The sequence below is a fragment of the Flavobacteriales bacterium genome, from assembly GCA_016699575.1.
In the GTDB taxonomy this organism is placed as follows: domain Bacteria; phylum Bacteroidota; class Bacteroidia; order Flavobacteriales_F; family PHOS-HE28; genus PHOS-HE28.
Map to the genome: position 1 here is coordinate 1,284,465 of CP064979.1, position 19,882 is coordinate 1,304,346.

Genomic DNA, 19,882 nt, shown 5'->3' on the forward strand with positions numbered 1-19,882 from the left:
GCATTGACGAACCATGGGTGCACACGCACACGCTGATCACGGGGCGGCCGCTCACCACGAGCACCACCACCACGAGGAGAGCTTCATCTCGAAGTGGATCTTCTCGCAAGACCATAAGATGATCAGCAAGCAGTTCCTCGTGACTGCGATCATCATGGCCGTGGTGGCCGTGATGATGTCCATCTTCTTCCGCCTGCAACTGGCATGGCCGGGCGAGGGCTTCGCGATCACCAACTTCTTCCTGGGTGACAAGTGGGCGCCCAACGGCGTGCTGGACAGCAACATGTACCTCGGGTTGGTGACCATCCACGGTACCATCATGGTGTTCTTCGTGCTGACCGGCGGTCTGTCCGGTACGTTCAGCAACCTGCTCATCCCCTTGCAGGTGGGAGCGCGCGACATGGCCAGCGGTTTCCTGAACATGCTGTCATACTGGTTCTTCTTCCTCAGCAGCGTGCTCATGCTCGCCAGTCTCTTCGTGGAAGGGGGACCCGCAAGCGCTGGCTGGACCGTTTACCCACCGCTGAGCGCATTGCCACAGGCCATACCCGGCTCCGGCGCCGGCATGACGCTCTGGCTCACCAGCATGGCCGTCTTCATCGTCAGTGCCCTGCTCGGTGGCTTGAACTACGTGGTAACGGTGCTGAACCTGCGCACCAAGGGCATGAAGATGACGCGCATGCCGCTCACCATTTGGGCATTCCTGATCACCGCGGTGCTCGGCATCCTCTCTTTCCCTGTGCTCTTGAGCGCGGCGCTGCTGCTGCTCATGGACCGGACACTGGGCACCAGCTTCTACCTGAGCGAGATCCACATCGGCGGTGAGGCCTTGGACAACATGGGCGGAAGCGTGATCCTCTTCCAGCACCTGTTCTGGTTCCTCGGCCACCCGGAAGTGTACATCGTGCTGCTGCCCGCATTGGGCATCACGTCCGAGATCATCGCCACCAATGCGCGCAAGCCCATCTTCGGTTACCGCGCCATGATCGGGTCCATCCTGGCGATCGGCTTCCTGAGCTTCATCGTGTGGGGCCACCACATGTTCGTAACCGGCATGAACCCCTTCCTCGGAAGCGTGTTCGTGGTCACCACCCTGCTCATCGCCATACCGTCGGCGGTGAAGGTGTTCAACTACATCACCACGCTCTGGAAAGGCAACATCGTGATGACGCCGGCCATGCTCTTCAGCATCGGCCTTGTGGCCACCTTCATCGCGGGCGGTCTCACTGGCATCATCCTCGCCGACAGCTCGTTGGACATCCCCGTGCACGACACCTACTTCGTGGTGGCGCACTTCCATATCGTGATGGGCATGAGCGCCATCTTCGGGATGTTCGCCGGGATCTACCACTGGTTCCCGCGCATGTACGGCAAGATGATGAACACGCGCATGGGGTATGCGCACTTCTGGATCACCTTCATCTGCGCGTTCGGCGTGTTCTTCCCCATGCATTATATCGGCCTGGCCGGTGCCCCGCGCCGTTATTACGAGTACACCTCGTTCCCGATGTTCGACAACGTCATCGACCTGAACGTGGTGGTGACCGTCTTCGCCATTGCCGGCGCGTTGGCCCAGCTCATCTTCATCTACAACTTCTTCTACAGCATCTTCCGGGGCCCGGCCACCAGCCAGAACCCCTGGCGCAGCACCACCCTGGAGTGGACCGCCCCCGTGAAGCACATGCACGGCAACTGGCCCGGCAAGATCCCCGAGGTGCACCGTTGGCCCTATGACTACAGCAAGCCCGGCAAGGACGAGGATTTCGTGCCGCAGAACGTGCCGCATGCCGACGGCGAGGAGGAGAGCCACGGCTGATCGTTGAATGAACGAGCGTTGAAGCGTCCGCACCGATGGTGCGGACGCTTTGTTTTCGGCCCAACTCCGTCGCTTTGACCCCATCCCTGCCCTTCCCCGGAGGGGAAGGGTCAGAGTGCAAGCGAACGCCGTGGAGCACCCAGCCCAACCCGCGCCCTTGCCACCAAGGAGCTACCACCTTGTCGTCACCCCGCGCTTGACGCGCGGGCTCCGGTATGGCGCTTCTGCGCCATTGCAATCCAGCCTCACCCCTGCCCCACTCCGCTGGAGAGGGGTCAGAGTGCAAGTGAAGAAGGTTGTTGCCGGGCGTCTATTGGCGCTCCTGCTCTTCCTCCTTCCCCTGACTTCCACCGCTCAGCTCCTGGACAGCATCCGCCTGTTCAGGCAGGAAGAGCCCCGCATCGTGGTGCGCCTCGACACGCGCGGCAGCTTCATCAGCAACGAACCCGTGAACATCCACGGGGTGAAGGTGGGCTGGGAGCATGCGCGCCGGTTCCAGTACGGCTTCGGATACAGCGTGCTGCTGAAGCCCGTGCACCGCGAACGGCAGATCTTCGAGGCGGGCATACTCCGCAACGTGGAAATGCGGTTGCGGATGGGCTACGTGAACGCCTACGCCGAATACGCCTTCTACCAGCGCCGCCGCTGGACCGTGCGCATACCCGTGCAAGTGGGCCTGGGCCATGGCAGCGTGGTGTATGAAGACCTCACGGGCACCACCCGCAAGTGGCGGAAGACCTGGTTCGCCACCTACGAACCCGCCATGGTGGTGCAGTACCGCTTCCTGAAGTACTTCGGGCTGCAGGCCGGCTTCGGCTACCGGCTGGTGTTCCGCGCCAGCGCAAGTCTTGGCGAACAACTCACCGCGCCGATCTACGTGGCGGGCGTCAAGGTGTTCACCGGGGATATGTGGAACGACCTGAACAGGTGATCGCGCTCTGATCACCTCAATTGCCCCAGTCTCTCCGCATCGAGCCGTAGCAGGATGCCGAGGAGGATACTGAAGCCGATGAGCGAGCTGCCGCCGTAGCTGAAGAAGGGCAGCGGTATGCCGATGACGGGGGCGAGGCCGACCGTCATGCCGATGTTGATGGTGAGGTGGAAGAAGAAGATGCACGCCACGCAGTAGCAGTAGATGCGCGTGAAGCGCGAGCGCTGCCGATCGCTGATGAAGATGATGCGCAGGATGAGCGTGGCGAACAGCGCGATGAGGAGCACGCTGCCCAGGAAGCCCCACTCCTCCCCTACGGTGCAGAAGATGAAATCGGTGCTTTGCTCGGGCACGTACTTGTATTTGGTGTGCGTGCCTTCCAGGTAGCCCTTGCCGAGCAGGCCGCCGCTCCCGATGGCGATCTTGCTCTGCTCCACGTTGTAGCCGAAGCCCTTCAGGTCTTCCTTCTGCCCCAGCATGTCCAGGATGCGGTCGCGGTGGTGGTCCTGCAGCACGTTGTTGAAGGCGTAGTCCACGCTGCTGATGATGCCCACGCTGATGAGGAAGGTGAACCCCATGAGCTGGAAGTAGCGCTTGCGCTCGCGGCGCACCACCAAGCGGCGCACCACGAAGACGAGGCCCAGCAGCACGAGCGCGATCATTGTGATGAGGAAGTACTTGCCGGTGAGCACCACCTCGGTGAAAGGCAGGTCCTGGCTGCTGTCCTTGGTGAGCAGGCTGAGGATGCCGAGCACGAGCGCCAGGATGCCCAGGAGCAGGAAGTTACCGGACAGGCCTTCCTTGTAGAGCACCAGGATGAAGGCGAGGCTCACGAGCGCGGTGCCTGTATCGGGTTGAAGCAGGATGAGCGCCGCCGGGGCCGCGATGATGACCGTGCTGACCAGTCGCGAGCGGTTATCGGCGAGCGCTTTCAAGCCGCTGAGGTAGCGGCTGAGGGCAAGGGCTGTGGCGAACTTGGCGAACTCGCTGGGCTGTACGCCGAAGGAGCCCACACCGAACCAACCCTTCTGGCCATGCACCTCCTTGCCGATGATGAGCACGAGGACGAGCAACAGCAGGATGAAGGCGTAGATGCCATAGCTGAAATCACGGAGGAAGTCGCCGCGCACCAGCATTACCGCAGCGCCCAGGGTGAGGCTGATGCCGATCCACACGGCCTGTTTGCCGTGCTCGGTGGTCTGGTCAAAGAAATTGGGGAAGTCGGGGTCGTAGCTGGCGCTGTAGATGTTCATCAGCCCCAGCCCCATGAGCAGCAGGTAGATGCCCAGGATCACCGGGTCGAGGTTGGCGATGATGTTCTCGCGCTTGTTCATCGGCGGCGGCGCGCGGGTTTTTTCTTCTTCACGAAGAACTTCTCCTTGCTGATGAGGTCGGCCTCCTCCATCTTCTTCACCACCTCGGGGCGCTTCACTTCGCCGGTGAGGTACTGCTCCATGAGCAGGCTTGCGATGGGCGCGGCCCACGTACCGCCGAAGCCGCTGTTCTCCACGTAAACGGCGATGGCGATCTTGGGATCTTCCATCGGCGCGTAGGCGATGAACACGGCGTGGTCCTGTCCGTGCGGGTTCTCGGCGGTGCCGGTCTTGCCGCACACGGTGATGCTATCGATGCGGGCGCTGCGGGCCGTGCCGCCGGGCTCGTTCACCACGCGGCGCATGCCCTCGTCCACCAGGTCGAACCACTTGGCATCGATGCCGGTCTCATGGCGCTGCCACGTGGTGAGCGTGCTGTCCTGGTGCCCCACGGCGCGCACCACGTGCGGGTCGATATAGTAGCCGTGGTTGGCGAAGATGGCCGCGAGGTTGGCCATCTGCGCGGGCACCACCAGCACTTCGCCCTGGCCGATGCTCAGCGAGTAGATGGTGCTGAAGGCCCAGCGCTCCTTGCCATGCACACGGTCGTACAGGTCAACACCAGGGATGCTTCCGCCCTTGAGCGCGGGCAGGTCGAGCGCGGGCTTGGCACCAAGACCGAAGCGCTGCATGTGCTCCTTCCATTCCTTCAATCCGATGGCGGCGTCCTTGAAGCGGTTCGGGTCTTTATCCTGCTCCAACAGGCGCTTGAACACTTGGTAGAAGTAGGGATTGCACGAGTATTGGATGGCCTCTTCAACACTGCCCGCCGTGGGGTGGTTGTGACAGCCCACCAATGCCTTGTTGCACGCGAAACTGGTGTTGGGCTGAATGACGCCTTCCTGCAAGGCCGTGAGCGATTGCACGATCTTGAAAATGGAGCCCGGCGGGTACTGCGCTTGCAACGCGCGATCGAACAGCGGGTTGAGCGAGTCCTTCTGAAGGATGCGGTAGTTGGTGTTGCGCACGCGGCCCACGAGCAGCTCGGGGTCGTACGTGGGCGAGGTCACCATGGCGATCACTTCGCCGGTCTTTGGTTCCAGGGCCACGATGCTGCCCTTCTTGCCCTTCATCAGCCGCTCCCCCAGCGCCTGCACGTCGAGGTCGATGCTCGTAAAGAGGTGCTTGCCGTCCACGCTCAACGTATCGTAGGCACCGCCTTTGTAGCGGCCCTTCATGTTGTTGTGCACGTCCACTAGCATGAAGCGCACGCCGCGTTGCCCCCGGAGCTCCTTCTCGTAATAGCTCTCCAACCCGCCCACGCCGATCACGTCGCCCGGCTTATAGTACGGGTCCTGCTCGACTTTCCGCGCGTCCACTTCGCTGAGATAGCCGAGCAGGTGCGCCGCCACTCGCGCGGGGTAGGTGCGCAGGGTGCGGCTTTGCCCATAGAATCCCTTGTGGTTGTGAAGGTGCACGGCAATGGCCGCGTACTGGTCCGCAGTGATCTGTTTCTCGAAGATGCTGGGCTTGTAGGCGCTGTAAGCCCTGGCATCCTTCAGACGTTTGCGGGCCTCTTCCAACGGTACGCCCACCAATTGCGCCAATGCCGCCGTATCAAGGCCTTTCACCTCACGTGGCACCACCATGATGTCGTACACCGGGGTGTTGGCCGTGAGCAGTCGTCCCTTGCGGTCGTACACGAGGCCCCTGCTGGGGAATTCCGTGATGGTGCGCTGGCTGATGTTGGCCGCCTTTTTAGTCCATTGGTCGTCGATGACCTGCACGTAGAACAAACGCAGCACGAACACCGCGCACACGAAGAGCACGGTGGCGACCAGCACGTATTTGCGGTCCTCGAAGTTCATGAGCGCTGCCGATCGGAGCGGAAGAAGAGGAGCTGCACCAGCAGGATGAGCACGAGGGTGAGCGCGGCGCTGGCCAGGCTGCGGCCCAGTGTTCCGAAGAACCGGTCGAAGCGGAGCACTTCGGTGAAAAAGAGCCAGATGTGGTGCACGGGCACCAGGAGAGCCGAGCATGTGATGAACCAAACGGCCCCCATGGTCCGCAGGCTCGGCGTTACGCCGGGCTCATAACCATCGCGCGGGCGCAGCAGCCGCAGCACGCCCGTGCGCGCGAAGGCCATCACGGTGCAGGCCCCGGCATGCATGCCCGGGGTGCTGCTGAACAGGTCCACGGTGGCCCCGGTCGCGAACCCGATGAGCAGTACCGCCCATGTAGGCAGTTCCAACGGAAGCATGATCAGGAAAAGGACATACAGGTAGGGCACCAGCCAGCCGTTGGCCACATCGAGCTGATCGAGCAGCAGCACCTGTGCGGCGATGAGCACCACGAACCGGAACAGGTTGCCGACGATGATCATTCGGCGGGGAGCTTGGCTTCCAACGTGTCGCGTTCCAAGGTCAGCAGGTCGTTCACCACCCATACGTGGTTGCACCGCGACAGGTCCTCGCTCAGGGCGATGACGATGTCCAGCGCCACCGCGCCCGGCGTGTTCTCCACGCTTTGCACCACGCCCACCGGCACGCCCATGGGGAACACCTGGTCGTTGCCGCCCGTCACCACGGTGTCGCCCACTTCGATGAGCGCATGCTTGGGCACGTCGCTAACGCGGGCCGTCAGCGGGTCGCCGGTATCCCAAGTGTAAATGCCGGAATGCCCGGTCTTCGGGAAGATGGTGCTGAAGTGCAGGTCCGCGTTCAACAAGCTCATGGCCGTACTGAACCGCGGGCTGCATTCGTACACCTTGCCCGCCACGCCTTTCGCCCCGATGACGCCCATGCCTTTGCCCAACCCGGCCTTGGTGCCTTTGTCCAAGGTGAGGTAGTTGCGCTGCTTGCCGATGGTGTTGTTGATCACGCCCGCGTCGAAGTAGCGGTAGCGCTGCAACAGCACCGTGTCGTTCACGATGTGCACCGGGGCCGTGGTGGCCAGGAAACTGCCGCGTGAGCGTTCCATCAGATGGGCCAAGGCACCGTTCAAACGCTGGTTGTCTTCCACAAGGTTGGTGTACTGCACCACTTCATCGCGCCAGCCGTACACCGTGCCCACAGCTGCCTGGCTACTGGTGAAGGCCTGCGCCCGATGATGGTCGTTTCCGCGCGCCAGCCACACGAACGAGAGCGTCATCAGCGCGATGAACAGCAAGGTGCTCCGCGACCGCCAGAGGAATCTGAAGAGGTCTCTCATCGAGTAGCGAGCGGTGAGTAGTGAGTAGTGAGTGGTAACGACTCACCACTCACTACTCACTACTCTTCAATCCCTCATCAGGAATTGGAAACGATCAATGTTCTTGAGCGCGATGCCGGTGCCGCGAGCCACTGCGCGCAGGGGATCCTCGGCCACGTGCACGGGCAGCTTCGTCTTGATGCTGATGCGTTTATCGAGGCCGCGCAGCAGGGCGCCACCGCCGGCCAGGTAGATACCGGTGCGGTAGATGTCGGCGCTCAGCTCGGGCGGCGTGGCTTCCAAGGCGCTCAGGATGGCCTCTTCGATCTTACTGATCGACTTGTCCAGGGCCTGTGCGATCTCCGCGTACGTCACCGTGATCTCCTTGGGGATGCCCGTCATGAGGTCGCGGCCCCGCACAGCATAATCGGGCGGTGGGTTCTCCAGTTCGGTCATTGCGGCGCCGACCTCGATCTTGATCTGCTCGGCCGTGCGCTCGCCCACAAGGATGTTGTGCTGGCGGCGCATGTACTCCTCGATGTCCTGTGTCAGTTCATCACCAGCCACGCGGATGTTCTTGTCGCACACGATGCCACCCAGGGCGATCACCGCGATCTCGCTTGTGCCGCCGCCGATGTCGATGATCATATTGCCCATCGGCTCCTCCACGTCGATACCGATACCGATGGCAGCGGCCATGGGCTCGTGGATCAGGTACACCTCCTTGGCGTTGGCATGCTCGGCGCTGTCGCGCACGGCGCGCTTCTCCACTTCGGTGATGCCACTGGGGATGCAGATCACCATACGCATCTGCGAGGCGAAGAGCTGGCGACCCGGGTTGATCATCTTGATCATGCCCTTGATCATCTCTTCCGCTGCCCGGAAGTCCGCTATCACGCCGTCCCGCAGCGGACGCACGGTCTTGATGTTCTCGTGCGTCTTGCCGTGCATCTGCTGCGCAGCACGTCCTATGGCGATCACCTTGCCACTGGTGCGGTCCATGGCCACGATGCTCGGCTCATCCACCACCACCTTGTCGTTGTGGATGATGAGCGTGTTGGCCGTGCCGAGGTCGATGGCGATCTCTTGGGTGAAGAAGTTGAGGAGGCCCATGTGATGGGGTAGGTTCAGTGTTTGAAGTGGCGGTTGCCGGTGATGACCATGGCTTGTCCCTGCGCATCGCAGGCGGCGATGCTCTCGTTGTCCTTGATGCTGCCACCCGGCTGCACGATGGCGGTGATGCCGGCTGCGTGAGCGATGGTGACACAATCGGGGAACGGGAAGAAGGCGTCGCTGGCCATCACGGCGCCCTTGAGGTCGAAGTTGAATTTGCCCGCCTTGGCGATGGCCTGCTCCAGTGCATCCACGCGACTGGTCTGTCCGGTGCCGCTGGCGAGCAGCTGCCTGTTCTTCGCAAGCACGATGGCGTTGCTCTTGGTGTGCTTCACCAGAATGTTCGCGAAGACCAGGTCGTCCATTTCCACTGCGGTCGGTGCCTTCTTGGTGGCCACGGACATGTTGGCTGGTCCATCAACGGCCGCGTCAGGCGCTTGCTCCAACACGCCGTTGAGCGCGGTACGCAGTTTCCGGGCTGGTTTGGTGGAAGGCTTACGCACGAGGATGATGCGGTTCTTCTTCTTCCGAAGCACCTCCAATGCATCGGTGTTATAGCCCGGTGCGCAGATGATCTCGAAGAAGATGGTATCGATGGCCTCGGCCGTGATCTTGTCGATAACGGCGGTGGTGATGAGCACGCCGCCGAACGCGCTCACCGGGTCGCCAGCAAGCGCATCGTCCCAAGCAGCTTTCACTGTCGGCCGCAGCGCGGCACCGCAGGCATTGTTGTGCTTCAGGATCGCGAAAGGCACGCCAGGCAGCGTAGCGAGGTCGTCAACAAGTTCCACCGCACTGTCCAGGTCCAGCAAGTTGTTGTAGCTGAGGTCCTTGCCGTTCAGCTGCTCGAACATGCCGCGCAGGTCACCGTGGAAGGCCGCCGGTTGGTGGGGGTTCTCGCCATAGCGCAACACGTGCGTCCCACCCGTGAACCAGCGCTGGATGGCACCGTCGTAGCTGGAGCTAACGGCGAAGGCAGCGGCGGCAAGCTGCTTACGCTCAGCCAACGTGCTGGTCCCCTTTCCCTCGTCAAGCATCCTCTGCAACGCCGGGTACTGGCCCATGCTCGGCACGATGACCACATCGTTGTGGTTCTTGGCCGCTGCGCGGATCAAACTGATGCCACCGATGTCGATCTTCTCGATGATCGCTTCCTCCGTTCCACCCGCCGCTACCGTCGCCTCGAACGGGTACAGATCAACCACCACAAGGTCGATCGGCGGGATGGAATACTCCTCCAACTGGGCCACGTCGCTCTCAAGGCCGCGCCTGCCGAGAATGCCGCCGAACACCTTCGGATGCAATGTCTTCACGCGGCCCCCAAGGATGCTCGGATAGGTGGTGAGTTCTTCGACAGGCGTAACGGGAATGCCCAGCCGCTCGATGAACTCCTGCGTTCCTCCCGTGGAATAGAGATGCACCCCCAGGCGGTGGAGGCTCCGGACGATGGGTTCAAGACCGTCTTTTTGGTAAACAGAAAGGAGCGCGCTGGTGATGCGCTTGGTGCCGTCCAATGGGGATGTGCGCGAAGGCCGCGATTTGGTTGCGCAAGTTTACACTGCGGCAACACCGTGCGCGGAGCCTCACCGCCCTGAAAGGCAACGGATTACCAACAAGGTTCTGAACGACAGCCGAACGCCCCGGCACGGGAAGAGCGCCCCTTCCTGGTGGCCTTCCATGCCCCCCTCCGCCCCTACTTTCGTCGACCTTCCATCCGCCTTCGCACGAGCTTCGGCGGGATACCATGAGCGACATCATACGCCTGCTGCCCGACCACGTGGCCAACCAGATCGCAGCGGGCGAAGTGGTGCAACGCCCGGCCAGCGTGGTGAAGGAGCTGTTGGAGAACAGCGTGGATGCCGTGGCAACCTCCGTCGCGCTGGTTGTGAAGGATGCCGGGCGAACGCTGATCCAGGTGAGCGACAACGGCATGGGCATGAGCCCCACCGACGCCCGGCTCAGCTTCGAGCGGCACGCCACCAGCAAGATCAGCAAGGCCGACGACCTCTTTGCCCTGCGGACGAAAGGCTTCCGTGGCGAAGCGCTGGCCAGCATCGCGGCCGTGGCCCAAGTGGAACTCAAGACACGGCGGACCAACGATGAGCTCGGCACACGCATCGTCATCGAAGGGAGCCGCATCCGCAGCCAGGAACCGATCGCCGCACCAGTCGGCACCTCGCTCAGTGTGCGCAGCCTCTTCTTCAACGTGCCCGCACGCCGGCAGTTCCTGAAGAGCGATGCGGTGGAGCTGAAGCACATCGTGGACGAGTTCCAGCGCGTGGCCCTGGCCCACCCCGACCTGGCCTTCACCTTGGTGCACAACGACCAGGAGATGTTCCACCTGCCCGCGCACGACCAGCCGGGCGTTTCGAGCGCTGGACTGCGCCTGCGCATCGCGCACCTCTTCGGCCGCAAGTACGACGAGCGCTTGGTGCCCGTGGAGGAGCACACCGACTTCGTGAGCGTGATGGGCTTCACCGGAAAGCCGGAGCACGCGAAACGCACGCGCGGCGAACAGTTCTTCTTCGTCAACCGCCGTTTCATCCGCAGCAACTACCTGGACCACGCCGTGCGCACCGCCTACGATGCACTGCTTCCCAAGGACCACTATCCGGGCTGCTGGGTCTTTTTGGAGCTCGATCCGGCCCACATCGACATCAACATCCATCCCACCAAGACGGAGATCAAGTTCCGCGACGACCGCACCGTGTACGCGATCGTGAACGCGGCCGTGCGCCGCGGGCTGGGCAAGAACAACATGGGCCCCTCGCTCGATTTCGACCACGAGCCCGCCATCGACATCATGGCGCAAACGAGCCAGCGCAGCGTTACGGTGCAGAGCGCGGCATGGCGCAGCACGGACCTCGGCCGCCACACCCGCGTGGACGGCTGGCAGCAGCTGTTCGACTTGTCGGGGACGGAGGACGGAGTGGTGAGGAGGCCGGTTGATAACGGGCGGAATAAGGACCATGCAGAGCCGGGCATTGGGCGGGATCCCTCCTCGAAGACTCGTCGGGATGACGAGGGAACGGAAAGTGCCACGGAAGCGACGGAAGTCGGCCACGCGCCGATCACATTGCCAAGCCGGGCGCTGGACGATGTGCCGAACAACGAGCGGCCCGTGACGCAGTTGCACGGCAAGTACATCCTCGCCCAAACTCGCAGTGGCTTCATTGTAGTGGACCAGCAGCGCGCGCACGAGCGCATCCATTACGAACGTGCGTTGAAGTCGCTCACGGAAGGCGCAGGCATGAGCCAGCAACAGCTCTTCCCAGCCACCGTGGAACTGTCACCGGCGGACCATGTGCTGCTCAGCGATATCCTGCCCGACCTGCGCGCGCTCGGCTTCGACCTGGAGCCCATGAGCGGTAGCACCGTAGCCGTGAACGGTATGCCCGCCGAAGCCGCCGACGAAGATCCCGCCGCGCTGCTCGGCTCACTGTTGGAGCAAGTGAAGCACGAACGCGGCACCCTGCGCAACGAGCGCCACCACGCACTGGCCCGTAGCATGGCCTTCGGTGTTGCGCAACGACAGGTGCGCACGCTCACCACCACGGAGATGCACGACCTCATCGATCGGCTCTTCGCCTGCGAGCAACCCTATCGCTCACCCGGTGGTAAGCCAGTGATCGTTCCTTTCAGCCTCGACGAACTCAACGAACGTTTCGAGCGATGATGCGCGCCTACGGATCCCCCTTCCAGCTCGGTGTGCCGCCGGTAGTGAAGAACCTGCTCATCATCAACGGGCTGTTCTTCCTGTTGCGGATGGTGTTGGGCACTGACGATCTGGGAACCCACAAGCTGGACCACCTGCTGGCCTTGCATTGGCCGGGAAGCCCGCATTTCCGGCCGTGGCAGATCATCACGCACATGTTCATGCACGGAAGCTGGGGCCATATCCTCAGCAACATGTTCGGCCTTTTCATGTTCGGCAGCTCTTTGGAATTCCTCTGGGGGGCCAAGCGCTTCATCTTCTACTACATGGTCTGCGGCTTGGGCGCCGCGGCCCTGCACCTAGCGGTGGGGTGGAGCGATGTGCGGGCCGCCGAGCAAAGCGCTGCCACCTACGGGGTCAGCATCGAGGATGTGGTGGACGCGAACCTGATCGCACACGAGGACATCGTAGCGGCGGAAGAGGAACTGGCCGAAGCCATGCGCGTAGAGGATTCACGCTCGGCTGCCGAGAACCTGTTCTGGACCTATGAAAGTGTCATGCTCGGTGCCAGCGGGGCCATCTTCGGAATCCTGCTCGCCTTCGGGATGATGTTCCCGAACGAGATCATTTTTACGCCCGGCCTCTTCTTACCGCTGCCCGCAAAATTCGTGGTGCTGATCTATGGGGGCATGGAGTTCTTCCGAGGTTTCAGCGGGGCGAACGATGGTGTTGCGCACTTCGCGCACCTGGGCGGCATGCTCGTGGGCATCTTCCTCATCCTGCACTGGAAGAAGCGTGTGATCCTGTAGCGGTGCGCCATGCCCGAGGTCAAACGCTCCCCGGTCCGTCGCCTGATCAGGTGGTTGGCCCTGCTGCTGTTGACGCTCCTCGCTTTTGCAGCGCTCTACGGACTGGCCATGGTACTACTACCACTAGTTGGCAGCAACACCGACTACACTGCGCCGCCCACCGGCCACACCATCTACCTGCACAGCAACGGTGTGCACACCGACATCGTGCTGCCCGTGCGCACGGAAACGAAGGACTGGTCGCGCACGTTCCCGTTCGCCAACACCAGCAGCGGCGACAGCACCTTCACGCACATCGGCATCGGCTGGGGCGACAAGGGCTTTTACCTGGAAACGAAGGAGTGGGCCGACCTGAAGGCCAGCACGGCAGTCAAAGCGGCTTTCGGCCTAAGCGGCTCCGCATTGCACGTCACCTACCAGAACGCACCTGACGTTGGCGAGGACTGCCGTGCAGTGGTGGTGAATGATAGCACGCTTCATCTGCTCGTGCAGCGCATCGAGGCTGGCTTTGTAAAGAACAGTGACGATGCACCACAGTGGATCGCGGAACGCTACTACGGCGAGCACGATGCGTTCTACGAGGGCACCGGGCGCTACGGCCTCTTCCACACGTGCAACACCTGGACGAACAGCACACTGAAGGAATGCGGCTTGCCCGCAGCGCTGTGGACGGCCACGGCCGGTGGGGTGTTGAGGCAATATCATTGAACGATGGACAGCAAAGGATCTTCATGGGGTGCTGCATTGTTCTCCGGCATTCTGCTCGTGGTCATGTTCGGATGCCTGCTGCTGATCTTCCTTGACTACCACAAGCGGAGCAACATCCATAAGGCGCTACTGTTCATCGGGGCGATCATCGCAGCAGGTTGGCTGGTCCTGTCTTTGCCCCAAGTGTGGAAGCTGGTCCTGGCCTCGGCGGCCCCCTTGCTTGTGTTCGTCTATGTGCTGCTGGCCCGAAAACGGAAGAAGCCTTAGCGCACACCTTTGGAGCGCTCCCATGCGACAACAGCTACTGAACTGGATGCGTGAACGGCCGATGGCCGCGCTCACCCTCATTGCCCTTGTGCCACGCCTGCTGGCGGCGTTGTTCAGCCAGGGCTACTTCGCGCACGACGACCACTTCCTGGTGATCGAAGCGGCCGACAGTTGGGTGAAGGGTTACGACTACAACGACTGGCTGCCGTGGAACCAGCATGGTGAACCACGTCCGAGCGGCCACAGCTTCGTGTACGTCGGTGCGCACTACCTGCTTTTCAGCGCGCTCGACGCCGTGGGGTTGACCGACCCCAAAGCCATGATGGTCGTGGTGCGTTTGCTGCACGCACTGCTCAGTTTGGTGGTGGTGCGTACGGGCTATCGCATCGCCCTGCGCATCGCGGATGAGCGCACAGCCTGGCAGTGCGGCCTTTTCCTCGCGCTGTTCTTCTTCATGCCGTTCCTCGCCGTGCGGAACCTGTTCGAGGTGGTGTGCATCCCCTTCCTAATGCTCGGCGCATGGCCGTTGGTGAAGGATGAACGAGGCCCAACGCTGCAACAAGCGCTGGTGGCCGGGCTGTGGATCGGGCTTGCCGTGAACATCCGCTTCCAGACGATCGTGTTCGCAGCGGCACCGGGGATCGTCCTGCTCTTTGGTCGTTGGCGACAAGCATTGGCATACGGCATTGGGGTGTTCGTTCCGCTGCTTGTGCTGCAAGGCAGCATCGACTACTTCATCTGGGGACGGCCGTTCGCGGAGATCGGAGAGTACGTGTTCTACAACATGGCCAATGCCACCACCTACTTCGACCAGCCGTGGTGGTTCTACCTGCCTTGGCTCGCCGGTGTTTTCATTCCGCCCCTGAGCGTGTTCGTCTTTTTCGGGTTCCTGAAGGACTGGCGCAGGCACCTCCTGCTGTGGCTGCCGGTGACCTTCTTCATCGCCTTTCATTGCTGGCACCCGAACAAGCAGGAGCGCTTCATCACCACAGTGCTGCCACTGTTCTTCGTGCTCGGTTTCTGCGCATGGGAGCGCTGGCGGCTCAGCAGCAACTGGTGGCGCGAACGCGACGGTTGGTGGCGGAACATCCTGCGGTGGACGTGGGCCTTCAACTCCGTGTTGCTCATCGGTCTGCTCTTCACGTACAGCAAGCGCAGCCGCTGCGAGGCGATGTATGCGCTGCGGGATGTACCCGGCATCACCGGCGTGATCATCGAGGATACCTTCGAGAAGGAACCTCCGCAAGCACCGCTCTTCTACCTGGGCGCTTACAAGCCCGGGCTGCTGTACTTCAGCGACCCGGCCATGGACCAACGCGCCGCATTGATGGCCGCCGAACCCGCGCGCCGACCCAACGCCGTGTGTTTCGTCGGGAAGGAAGACCTGGCCCAGCGCCGCATGGCCGTGGAACGCCAACTGGGCTCGTTGACTTTCGTCGCCGAAGCCGGGCCCGGACTGGTGGACCGTATTGTGCACTGGCTGAACCCGATCAATCGCAACGAGACCATCACCGTGTACCGGCTGCAAGTGGAGCCACGGCCGTAACCCGGAATAGTTTCCAATGGCATGTTTTGGATAGGTTGCGCTGCGCCACTACCTTGGCAGCAAACAACATCACCATGCAAACGCCAAACGCCATATCGCTTAAGCGGTAGGCGGAAGTTCTTCATCTCCTCTAGTACTATACTGACCGTGGTCGTCTTAGCCAGTGCAGTGCAGCTGAGCTTCGCTCCAGCGGCTCCACCTCCGGGTCTCACCTACACGTTCGGGCACGAGAACAGCGGCGGGATACCGCTCTATCGATTGTACATCGAAACATGGGGCACCAATGGGCTAATTGGTCCAACACAGGTGTACGGGAATGTCCCAACGGGCACGATCACGTACACGATGCCGCTGAACGTAGCGCATATCCGTGGCGTAAGGGTGTATTGCACGGCATGGAACTCATTCTCAACCTACTGGAATGCCTGTGGTGCGTATACAGGTGGTTGTAGTTGGACCACTTGCGCTCCGGACCTGTATTGCTACGATTTCGATCACATTTCGACGAACGGTTTCTGCATGGACAATGGTTGGCTGCGGATCGGTACCGATTGACCATAAGGAACATGCTCCGGAAAGCGTTGCTGATGGTATGGGCGGTAGGCTCAGCATTGGCACTCACCGCACAATCAGGTGCACTGCGTTATTGGGACAACTGGTATTTAGGGTTCGGGGTTGGACTTCAATTCGATTCCACGGCAACACCGACCGCGAACCCGGCAACCGAACCACTCCTATGCTGGGATGGCTGCATCGTCAGCGATCCGCATGATGGCACACGCTTGTTCTCGGTACACGCCTGCGGGATCTATGACGGGCTGGGCAACGCGGTTCCGAGAAGCGGGGAATGGACCGGCACTTGGTTGACTGCGTTGCTCCCTCATCCGGGAGACCCGGATCTGTTCTATCTCTTCCATTACCAGGACGGCCCGACCGTGACGGGGAAGATCGTGTATTCCACCTTCGACCTATCGTTGAACGGAGGCTTCGGCGATCTGGTCGGACCGGTCGGGACTGTACTAGCGGACAGTGCTTCCTTTGAAGTGAAAGCAATCAGTTCACCCGGTGGTAATCGCCATTGGCTCATCGCACATGAATGGGAAAGCGACGAGTTCCTAGTCTTCGAGGTGAACGGACAAGTCGGCCTCGTTCCCCAGCCCCAGTCAATGCAAACAGCCTTCATCATGAATGACGGTGCTTGGCATGAGAGCCACTGGGGCGTCGATCCCGGGAACTCCAGGTTGGCCATTGCATGGAGGAGCCAGATCAATCCGTCGAACTTCAGTCGGGTGCACCTTTTCAATCTCGATCACAACATTGGGGCGGTTTCCGAGACTGCCGTTTTTGAAGTTTTGGACTGGGGGCGGATCCTCGACCTGGAGTTTTCGTCCAATGGGAGCAAACTCTTCATCTCTACCATGCCCGGTACAAGCACCCACGCCCTGCATCAGATCGACCTTTCCAGCGGCGACAGCCTGACCATAGTGAACAGTTCGGTGGGGATCGAACACCCGTTCCAAGGGGTCAGCGACGAGGGATTTGAGATGGCTCTTGGGCGCGATGGGCGGATCCACGCCACCAGCCAATCGCATCCCTTCTATCAGTTCCACACTTGGCGCATCAACTACCCCGATTCGATTTGTCCGGCTTGCGCACCCGACACAAGCAACACCTACTTGGGCAATCAAGACCCGGGCGTTTTCTACATCCCTTGGTCGTTCTGGACATACCCGCCGGAGGTGGGAATTGAACCTGACCAGCAATTGTATGGGACTGCGCATGCATGGATGAACAGCGCGAATAACATGACAGTGCAATTTGATCCTGCGCCAACGGGCAGTGCACAACTACAAGTGATCGGCGCCAATGGCCAAATCGTTCGGCGAGCCCCATGGCCCAATGGCAGCCCTCAAGCACGGGTTGACATGTCCGGCACCGGTGCCGGTGTGTATGTGGCCCGCGTGCTGGACACCAAGGGTGGCACCATCGGTAGCGCTCGTTTCGTGAAGACCGAATGAGCCACGTCCTTCCGACATGGAAGAAGCCCGGTCAAACGTCCGGGCTTCTTCCATTCTCACCGTGGGGTGATAGACCATTGCGTGTCAAGTGCACGGTTTCTTCGGCCATAACGGGCTGACCCCGTTCTTTGCGCCCGCAACAAATGGACTTCGACCTCTCCGTCCTGCTCACCGCCGACGGCATCATCGCGCTCCTCACGCTCACCGTGCTGGAGATCGTTCTCGGCATCGACAACATCATATTCATCAGCCTGCTGAGCGGCGAACTACCGCCGCACCAGCGCGACAAGGCCCGCATTACCGGATTGGCGCTGGCCATGTTCACCCGCGTGGCGCTATTGCTGTCCTTGAGCTGGGTGATGAGCTTGAAGAACACCCTGTTCACGTTGGGCGGCCACCCCGTGAGCGGCCGCGATCTCGTGCTCCTGCTCGGTGGCCTCTATCTCATCTACAAGAGCTCTGCGGAAGTCTTCAAACTGGTGGAGCTCAAGGACGAGGACGAGCACCATGTGAAAGCCGCGTCCTTCTTCTGGATCATCGCCCAGATCGTGTGGATCGACATCGTGCTGAGCCTGGACAGCGTGATCACCGCGTTGGGCATGAGCAACCAGATCCCCATCATGGTCATCGCCGTGGTGACGGCCGTGCTGATCATGATGTTCGCCAGCAAGCCCATCGCCGAGTTCGTGAACAAGCACGCCAGCGTGAAGGTGCTGGCGTTGGTGTTCCTGGCCATGGTGGGCATCGTGCTTGTCATCGAGGGCATGGGCACGCACATCAACAAGAACTACGTGTACGCGGCCATGGGCTTCAGCCTGCTCGTGGAAGGCTTGAACCTGCGCATGCGCAAGAACGCCGACCGCAACAAGAACCTGCCGGACCAGGAGGACTAGGGCAACTGCGCTTGGCGCACCGCCGTGGGCAGGTTGCCACCCACATTGACCAGGATGGGGTCGCGGTCGTTCGCTGCACCCGTGTACTTCACCACGCCGTCCAGGTTGATGTCGGCGTTGAGGTAGCCCGCCTGGACATTGCTGGGCAAGGTGCCACCGATGGTGGAAAGGATGATGTCGCGGTCGTTGCCGGTACCGGTGTACTTCAGCGTGCCGTCGTGGTCCACATCGCCGCTCCATAGGCACTGGCGGCCGTTGATGATCGCGGCGGGTTCCGTACCGAACAGGGGCACCGTGGGCTGCGACAGGTCCAGCAGCGCTGAGGCGGAGGAAAGCTGAACAGGGGCACCGGTCATGATGCCCAAATGGTTGCGATGCCGCACGGCCACGTAGTACGATCCGGCAGGCATGGCAAAACCCAATGTTGAAGCAGCATCTACGGCGAGCACAGTGCCGTCACGCTGCAACAACGCGCATTGCGAGGCCAGCACGACGGCACTGTCATCCGGGTCGCGCAGTTCGACCAGCACCCAATCGGTGATCGCTTCGTCGCCGGTGGCGTACATCACTTCCGGCAACACAGCAATGGGAGCCACTGTAGGTGACAACCCAAGGGCGCTGTACGGCTCGGACAACGGAAGCAGGGAATCACCGGCCAGATCGGCATGCATGGTCATGGTCGCCGTATCCAACGGTCCTTGCAAGAGCACACGCAATGGAAGCGTCAAACCGGCCGGTGAAGGCACGACCAGATGGTCCGTGATGCCATCGAAGATGCTGTCCGTTCGAGCGGCGAAGAATTCGGCCCATGCGTGCGGCGTGCCGCTGATGTCCTCGAAACGGTGCGCCGCGCCGATCCCCGTGAGCTGGTTGTGCAACTGCGCCTGGTCGGCGTTGCCATTGGTGCTCACCAAAAGGTGCAAGTAGGTCTGTTGTGCATGCGCGGTGAACTGCGGCAACACCGTGAACAGGTTGTGCGCGGTGGTCTGCGGCACGTCATTGTAGCACGAGAACTTGAACTGCGGGCTTTCATTGCCGATCACGCGGATGGCGCCGTCGAACGAAGTAGCACTGGAGAACAAGTTGCTGCGCAACGCCAGGTTCATCGCACCATAGCCGCCCATGCTGAACCCGACTATGGCGCGGTTCGCTTTCTGCGTACCGACCCTGTATGCCGTTTCCAAATGCGGGATCAATTCGTTCACCACCGTGCTGTAGCCCTGCACTTGCGTGCCGGTGCCCGTGCTCTGCGAGGCATCGTGCCAGAACGCATTGCCGACCGGGTTCAACACCACCAGCACACTGCGCGGGAAGGTGCCGTTGGCCATGCGCGCCACGAACTGCACGAAGTAGTCCGTGTACACCTCCGTGCTGCCGTAGCCCGGTAGCAAAAGGACGAGCGGGTAGTACCGACCGGGCTCGTTCGCGTAATCGTGCGGCAGGTAGATCTTGTACTGGATGTTCTGGTCGTGGATGTCGCTGAAGTAGGAGGCCAGCAGCGTTGTGCCCTCGGACTCCTGCAGCACCCCACCGGGATTGCACCACGGATCGATGCACTGCGTCCGGGCCACGAGCACGCCCAACCAAGCCGCCGCAAGGACCAACGCACGGTTCAGCATGGTCC

The 19,882-nt window shown here is 61.5% G+C and carries 17 protein-coding genes; 10 read left to right on the plus strand and 7 right to left on the minus strand.

The annotated features are described in order from the left end of the window. Positions 1 to 13 precede the first annotated feature (13 nt). Positions 14 to 1,816 carry a cbb3-type cytochrome c oxidase subunit I gene (locus IPJ76_05310; GenBank protein ID QQR87645.1) on the plus strand — a complete coding sequence of 601 codons (1,803 nt, stop codon included), beginning with the start codon at positions 14 to 16 and terminating at the stop codon, positions 1,814 to 1,816. 286 nt (positions 1,817 to 2,102) lie between these two features. Beyond that, on the plus strand, positions 2,103 to 2,747 hold the full coding sequence (locus IPJ76_05315; GenBank protein QQR87646.1) for a hypothetical protein: 645 nt from the start codon (positions 2,103 to 2,105) through the stop codon (positions 2,745 to 2,747). Positions 2,748 to 2,758: 11 nt separating this feature from the next. Here IPJ76_05315 and rodA read toward each other — a convergent pair whose 3' ends face one another. From rodA to purH, 6 genes are all read right to left on the minus strand, one after another. Beyond that, the gene (gene rodA, locus IPJ76_05320; protein QQR87647.1) at positions 2,759 to 4,081 is read right to left on the minus strand and encodes a rod shape-determining protein RodA; all 1,323 of its coding nucleotides are present in this window, start codon (positions 4,079 to 4,081) and stop codon (positions 2,759 to 2,761) included. Next, positions 4,078 to 5,928 (minus strand): penicillin-binding protein 2, encoded by a 1,851-nt coding sequence (gene mrdA / locus IPJ76_05325; GenBank protein QQR87648.1) that lies wholly within the window; start codon positions 5,926 to 5,928, stop codon positions 4,078 to 4,080. Before mrdA ends, rodA begins: the two co-directional genes overlap by 4 nt. After that, entirely contained in the window at positions 5,925 to 6,443 is a 519-nt protein-coding gene (mreD, locus tag IPJ76_05330) for a rod shape-determining protein MreD (GenBank protein ID QQR87649.1), read from the minus strand. Before mreD ends, mrdA begins: the two co-directional genes overlap by 4 nt. Then, positions 6,440 to 7,270, minus strand: coding sequence for a rod shape-determining protein MreC (locus tag IPJ76_05335; GenBank protein ID QQR87650.1), 831 nt, complete (start codon positions 7,268 to 7,270; stop codon positions 6,440 to 6,442). Before IPJ76_05335 ends, mreD begins: the two co-directional genes overlap by 4 nt. A gap of 66 nt (positions 7,271 to 7,336) precedes the next feature. Next, complete coding sequence (locus tag IPJ76_05340) at positions 7,337 to 8,362, minus strand: rod shape-determining protein (protein QQR87651.1); 1,026 nt, start codon at positions 8,360 to 8,362, stop codon at positions 7,337 to 7,339. Positions 8,363 to 8,376: 14 nt separating this feature from the next. Further along, positions 8,377 to 9,876 (minus strand): bifunctional phosphoribosylaminoimidazolecarboxamide formyltransferase/IMP cyclohydrolase, encoded by a 1,500-nt coding sequence (purH, locus tag IPJ76_05345; GenBank protein ID QQR87652.1) that lies wholly within the window; start codon positions 9,874 to 9,876, stop codon positions 8,377 to 8,379. A 230-nt stretch (positions 9,877 to 10,106) separates the two neighbouring features. Between purH and mutL the strand changes: the two genes are divergently transcribed. The 8 genes from mutL to IPJ76_05385 all read left to right on the plus strand — a co-directional run bounded on the left by mutL (position 10,107) and on the right by IPJ76_05385 (position 18,258). Further along, a complete protein-coding gene (gene mutL, locus IPJ76_05350; GenBank protein QQR87653.1) occupies positions 10,107 to 12,038 on the plus strand; it encodes a DNA mismatch repair endonuclease MutL in 1,932 nt (643 codons plus the stop codon). Beyond that, the gene (locus IPJ76_05355; GenBank protein ID QQR88399.1) at positions 12,038 to 12,826 is read left to right on the plus strand and encodes a rhomboid family intramembrane serine protease; all 789 of its coding nucleotides are present in this window, start codon (positions 12,038 to 12,040) and stop codon (positions 12,824 to 12,826) included. The genes mutL and IPJ76_05355 overlap by 1 nt, the downstream gene beginning before the upstream one ends. Positions 12,827 to 12,835: 9 nt before the next feature. Continuing rightward, positions 12,836 to 13,534 carry a TIGR02117 family protein gene (locus IPJ76_05360; GenBank protein QQR87654.1) on the plus strand — a complete coding sequence of 233 codons (699 nt, stop codon included), beginning with the start codon at positions 12,836 to 12,838 and terminating at the stop codon, positions 13,532 to 13,534. 3 nt (positions 13,535 to 13,537) lie between these two features. Next, the gene (locus IPJ76_05365; protein QQR87655.1) at positions 13,538 to 13,801 is read left to right on the plus strand and encodes a hypothetical protein; all 264 of its coding nucleotides are present in this window, start codon (positions 13,538 to 13,540) and stop codon (positions 13,799 to 13,801) included. 22 nt (positions 13,802 to 13,823) lie between these two features. Next, positions 13,824 to 15,347, plus strand: coding sequence for a glycosyltransferase family 39 protein (locus tag IPJ76_05370; GenBank protein QQR87656.1), 1,524 nt, complete (start codon positions 13,824 to 13,826; stop codon positions 15,345 to 15,347). Positions 15,348 to 15,494: 147 nt separating this feature from the next. Then, positions 15,495 to 15,902 (plus strand): hypothetical protein, encoded by a 408-nt coding sequence (locus IPJ76_05375; protein QQR87657.1) that lies wholly within the window; start codon positions 15,495 to 15,497, stop codon positions 15,900 to 15,902. Between the two features lie 11 nt (positions 15,903 to 15,913). Then, complete coding sequence (locus IPJ76_05380) at positions 15,914 to 17,365, plus strand: T9SS type A sorting domain-containing protein (protein ID QQR87658.1); 1,452 nt, start codon at positions 15,914 to 15,916, stop codon at positions 17,363 to 17,365. 143 nt (positions 17,366 to 17,508) lie between these two features. After that, complete coding sequence (locus IPJ76_05385; GenBank protein ID QQR87659.1) at positions 17,509 to 18,258, plus strand: TerC family protein; 750 nt, start codon at positions 17,509 to 17,511, stop codon at positions 18,256 to 18,258. On the opposite strand, the gene IPJ76_05390 is transcribed toward IPJ76_05385, so the two are convergent. Continuing rightward, complete coding sequence (locus tag IPJ76_05390; protein ID QQR87660.1) at positions 18,255 to 19,877, minus strand: hypothetical protein; 1,623 nt, start codon at positions 19,875 to 19,877, stop codon at positions 18,255 to 18,257. The genes IPJ76_05385 and IPJ76_05390 overlap by 4 nt on opposite strands. Positions 19,878 to 19,882 lie beyond the last annotated feature (5 nt).

Excerpts from the sequence above, each read along its gene's own strand:
- IPJ76_05310 (QQR87645.1), top strand. The coding sequence starts at position 14 with ATGGGTGCACACGCACACGCTGATCACGGGGCGGCCGCTCACCACGAG.
- rodA (QQR87647.1), bottom strand. The coding sequence starts at position 4,081 with ATGAACAAGCGCGAGAACATCATCGCCAACCTCGACCCGGTGATCCTG.
- mrdA (QQR87648.1), bottom strand. The coding sequence starts at position 5,928 with ATGAACTTCGAGGACCGCAAATACGTGCTGGTCGCCACCGTGCTCTTC.
- mreD (QQR87649.1), bottom strand. The coding sequence starts at position 6,443 with ATGATCATCGTCGGCAACCTGTTCCGGTTCGTGGTGCTCATCGCCGCA.
- IPJ76_05335 (QQR87650.1), bottom strand. The coding sequence starts at position 7,270 with ATGAGAGACCTCTTCAGATTCCTCTGGCGGTCGCGGAGCACCTTGCTG.
- IPJ76_05340 (QQR87651.1), bottom strand. The coding sequence starts at position 8,362 with ATGGGCCTCCTCAACTTCTTCACCCAAGAGATCGCCATCGACCTCGGC.
- mutL (QQR87653.1), top strand. The coding sequence starts at position 10,107 with ATGAGCGACATCATACGCCTGCTGCCCGACCACGTGGCCAACCAGATC.
- IPJ76_05355 (QQR88399.1), top strand. The coding sequence starts at position 12,038 with ATGCGCGCCTACGGATCCCCCTTCCAGCTCGGTGTGCCGCCGGTAGTG.
- IPJ76_05360 (QQR87654.1), top strand. The coding sequence starts at position 12,836 with ATGCCCGAGGTCAAACGCTCCCCGGTCCGTCGCCTGATCAGGTGGTTG.
- IPJ76_05365 (QQR87655.1), top strand. The coding sequence starts at position 13,538 with ATGGACAGCAAAGGATCTTCATGGGGTGCTGCATTGTTCTCCGGCATT.
- IPJ76_05370 (QQR87656.1), top strand. The coding sequence starts at position 13,824 with ATGCGACAACAGCTACTGAACTGGATGCGTGAACGGCCGATGGCCGCG.
- IPJ76_05380 (QQR87658.1), top strand. The coding sequence starts at position 15,914 with ATGCTCCGGAAAGCGTTGCTGATGGTATGGGCGGTAGGCTCAGCATTG.
- IPJ76_05385 (QQR87659.1), top strand. The coding sequence starts at position 17,509 with ATGGACTTCGACCTCTCCGTCCTGCTCACCGCCGACGGCATCATCGCG.
- IPJ76_05390 (QQR87660.1), bottom strand. The coding sequence starts at position 19,877 with ATGCTGAACCGTGCGTTGGTCCTTGCGGCGGCTTGGTTGGGCGTGCTC.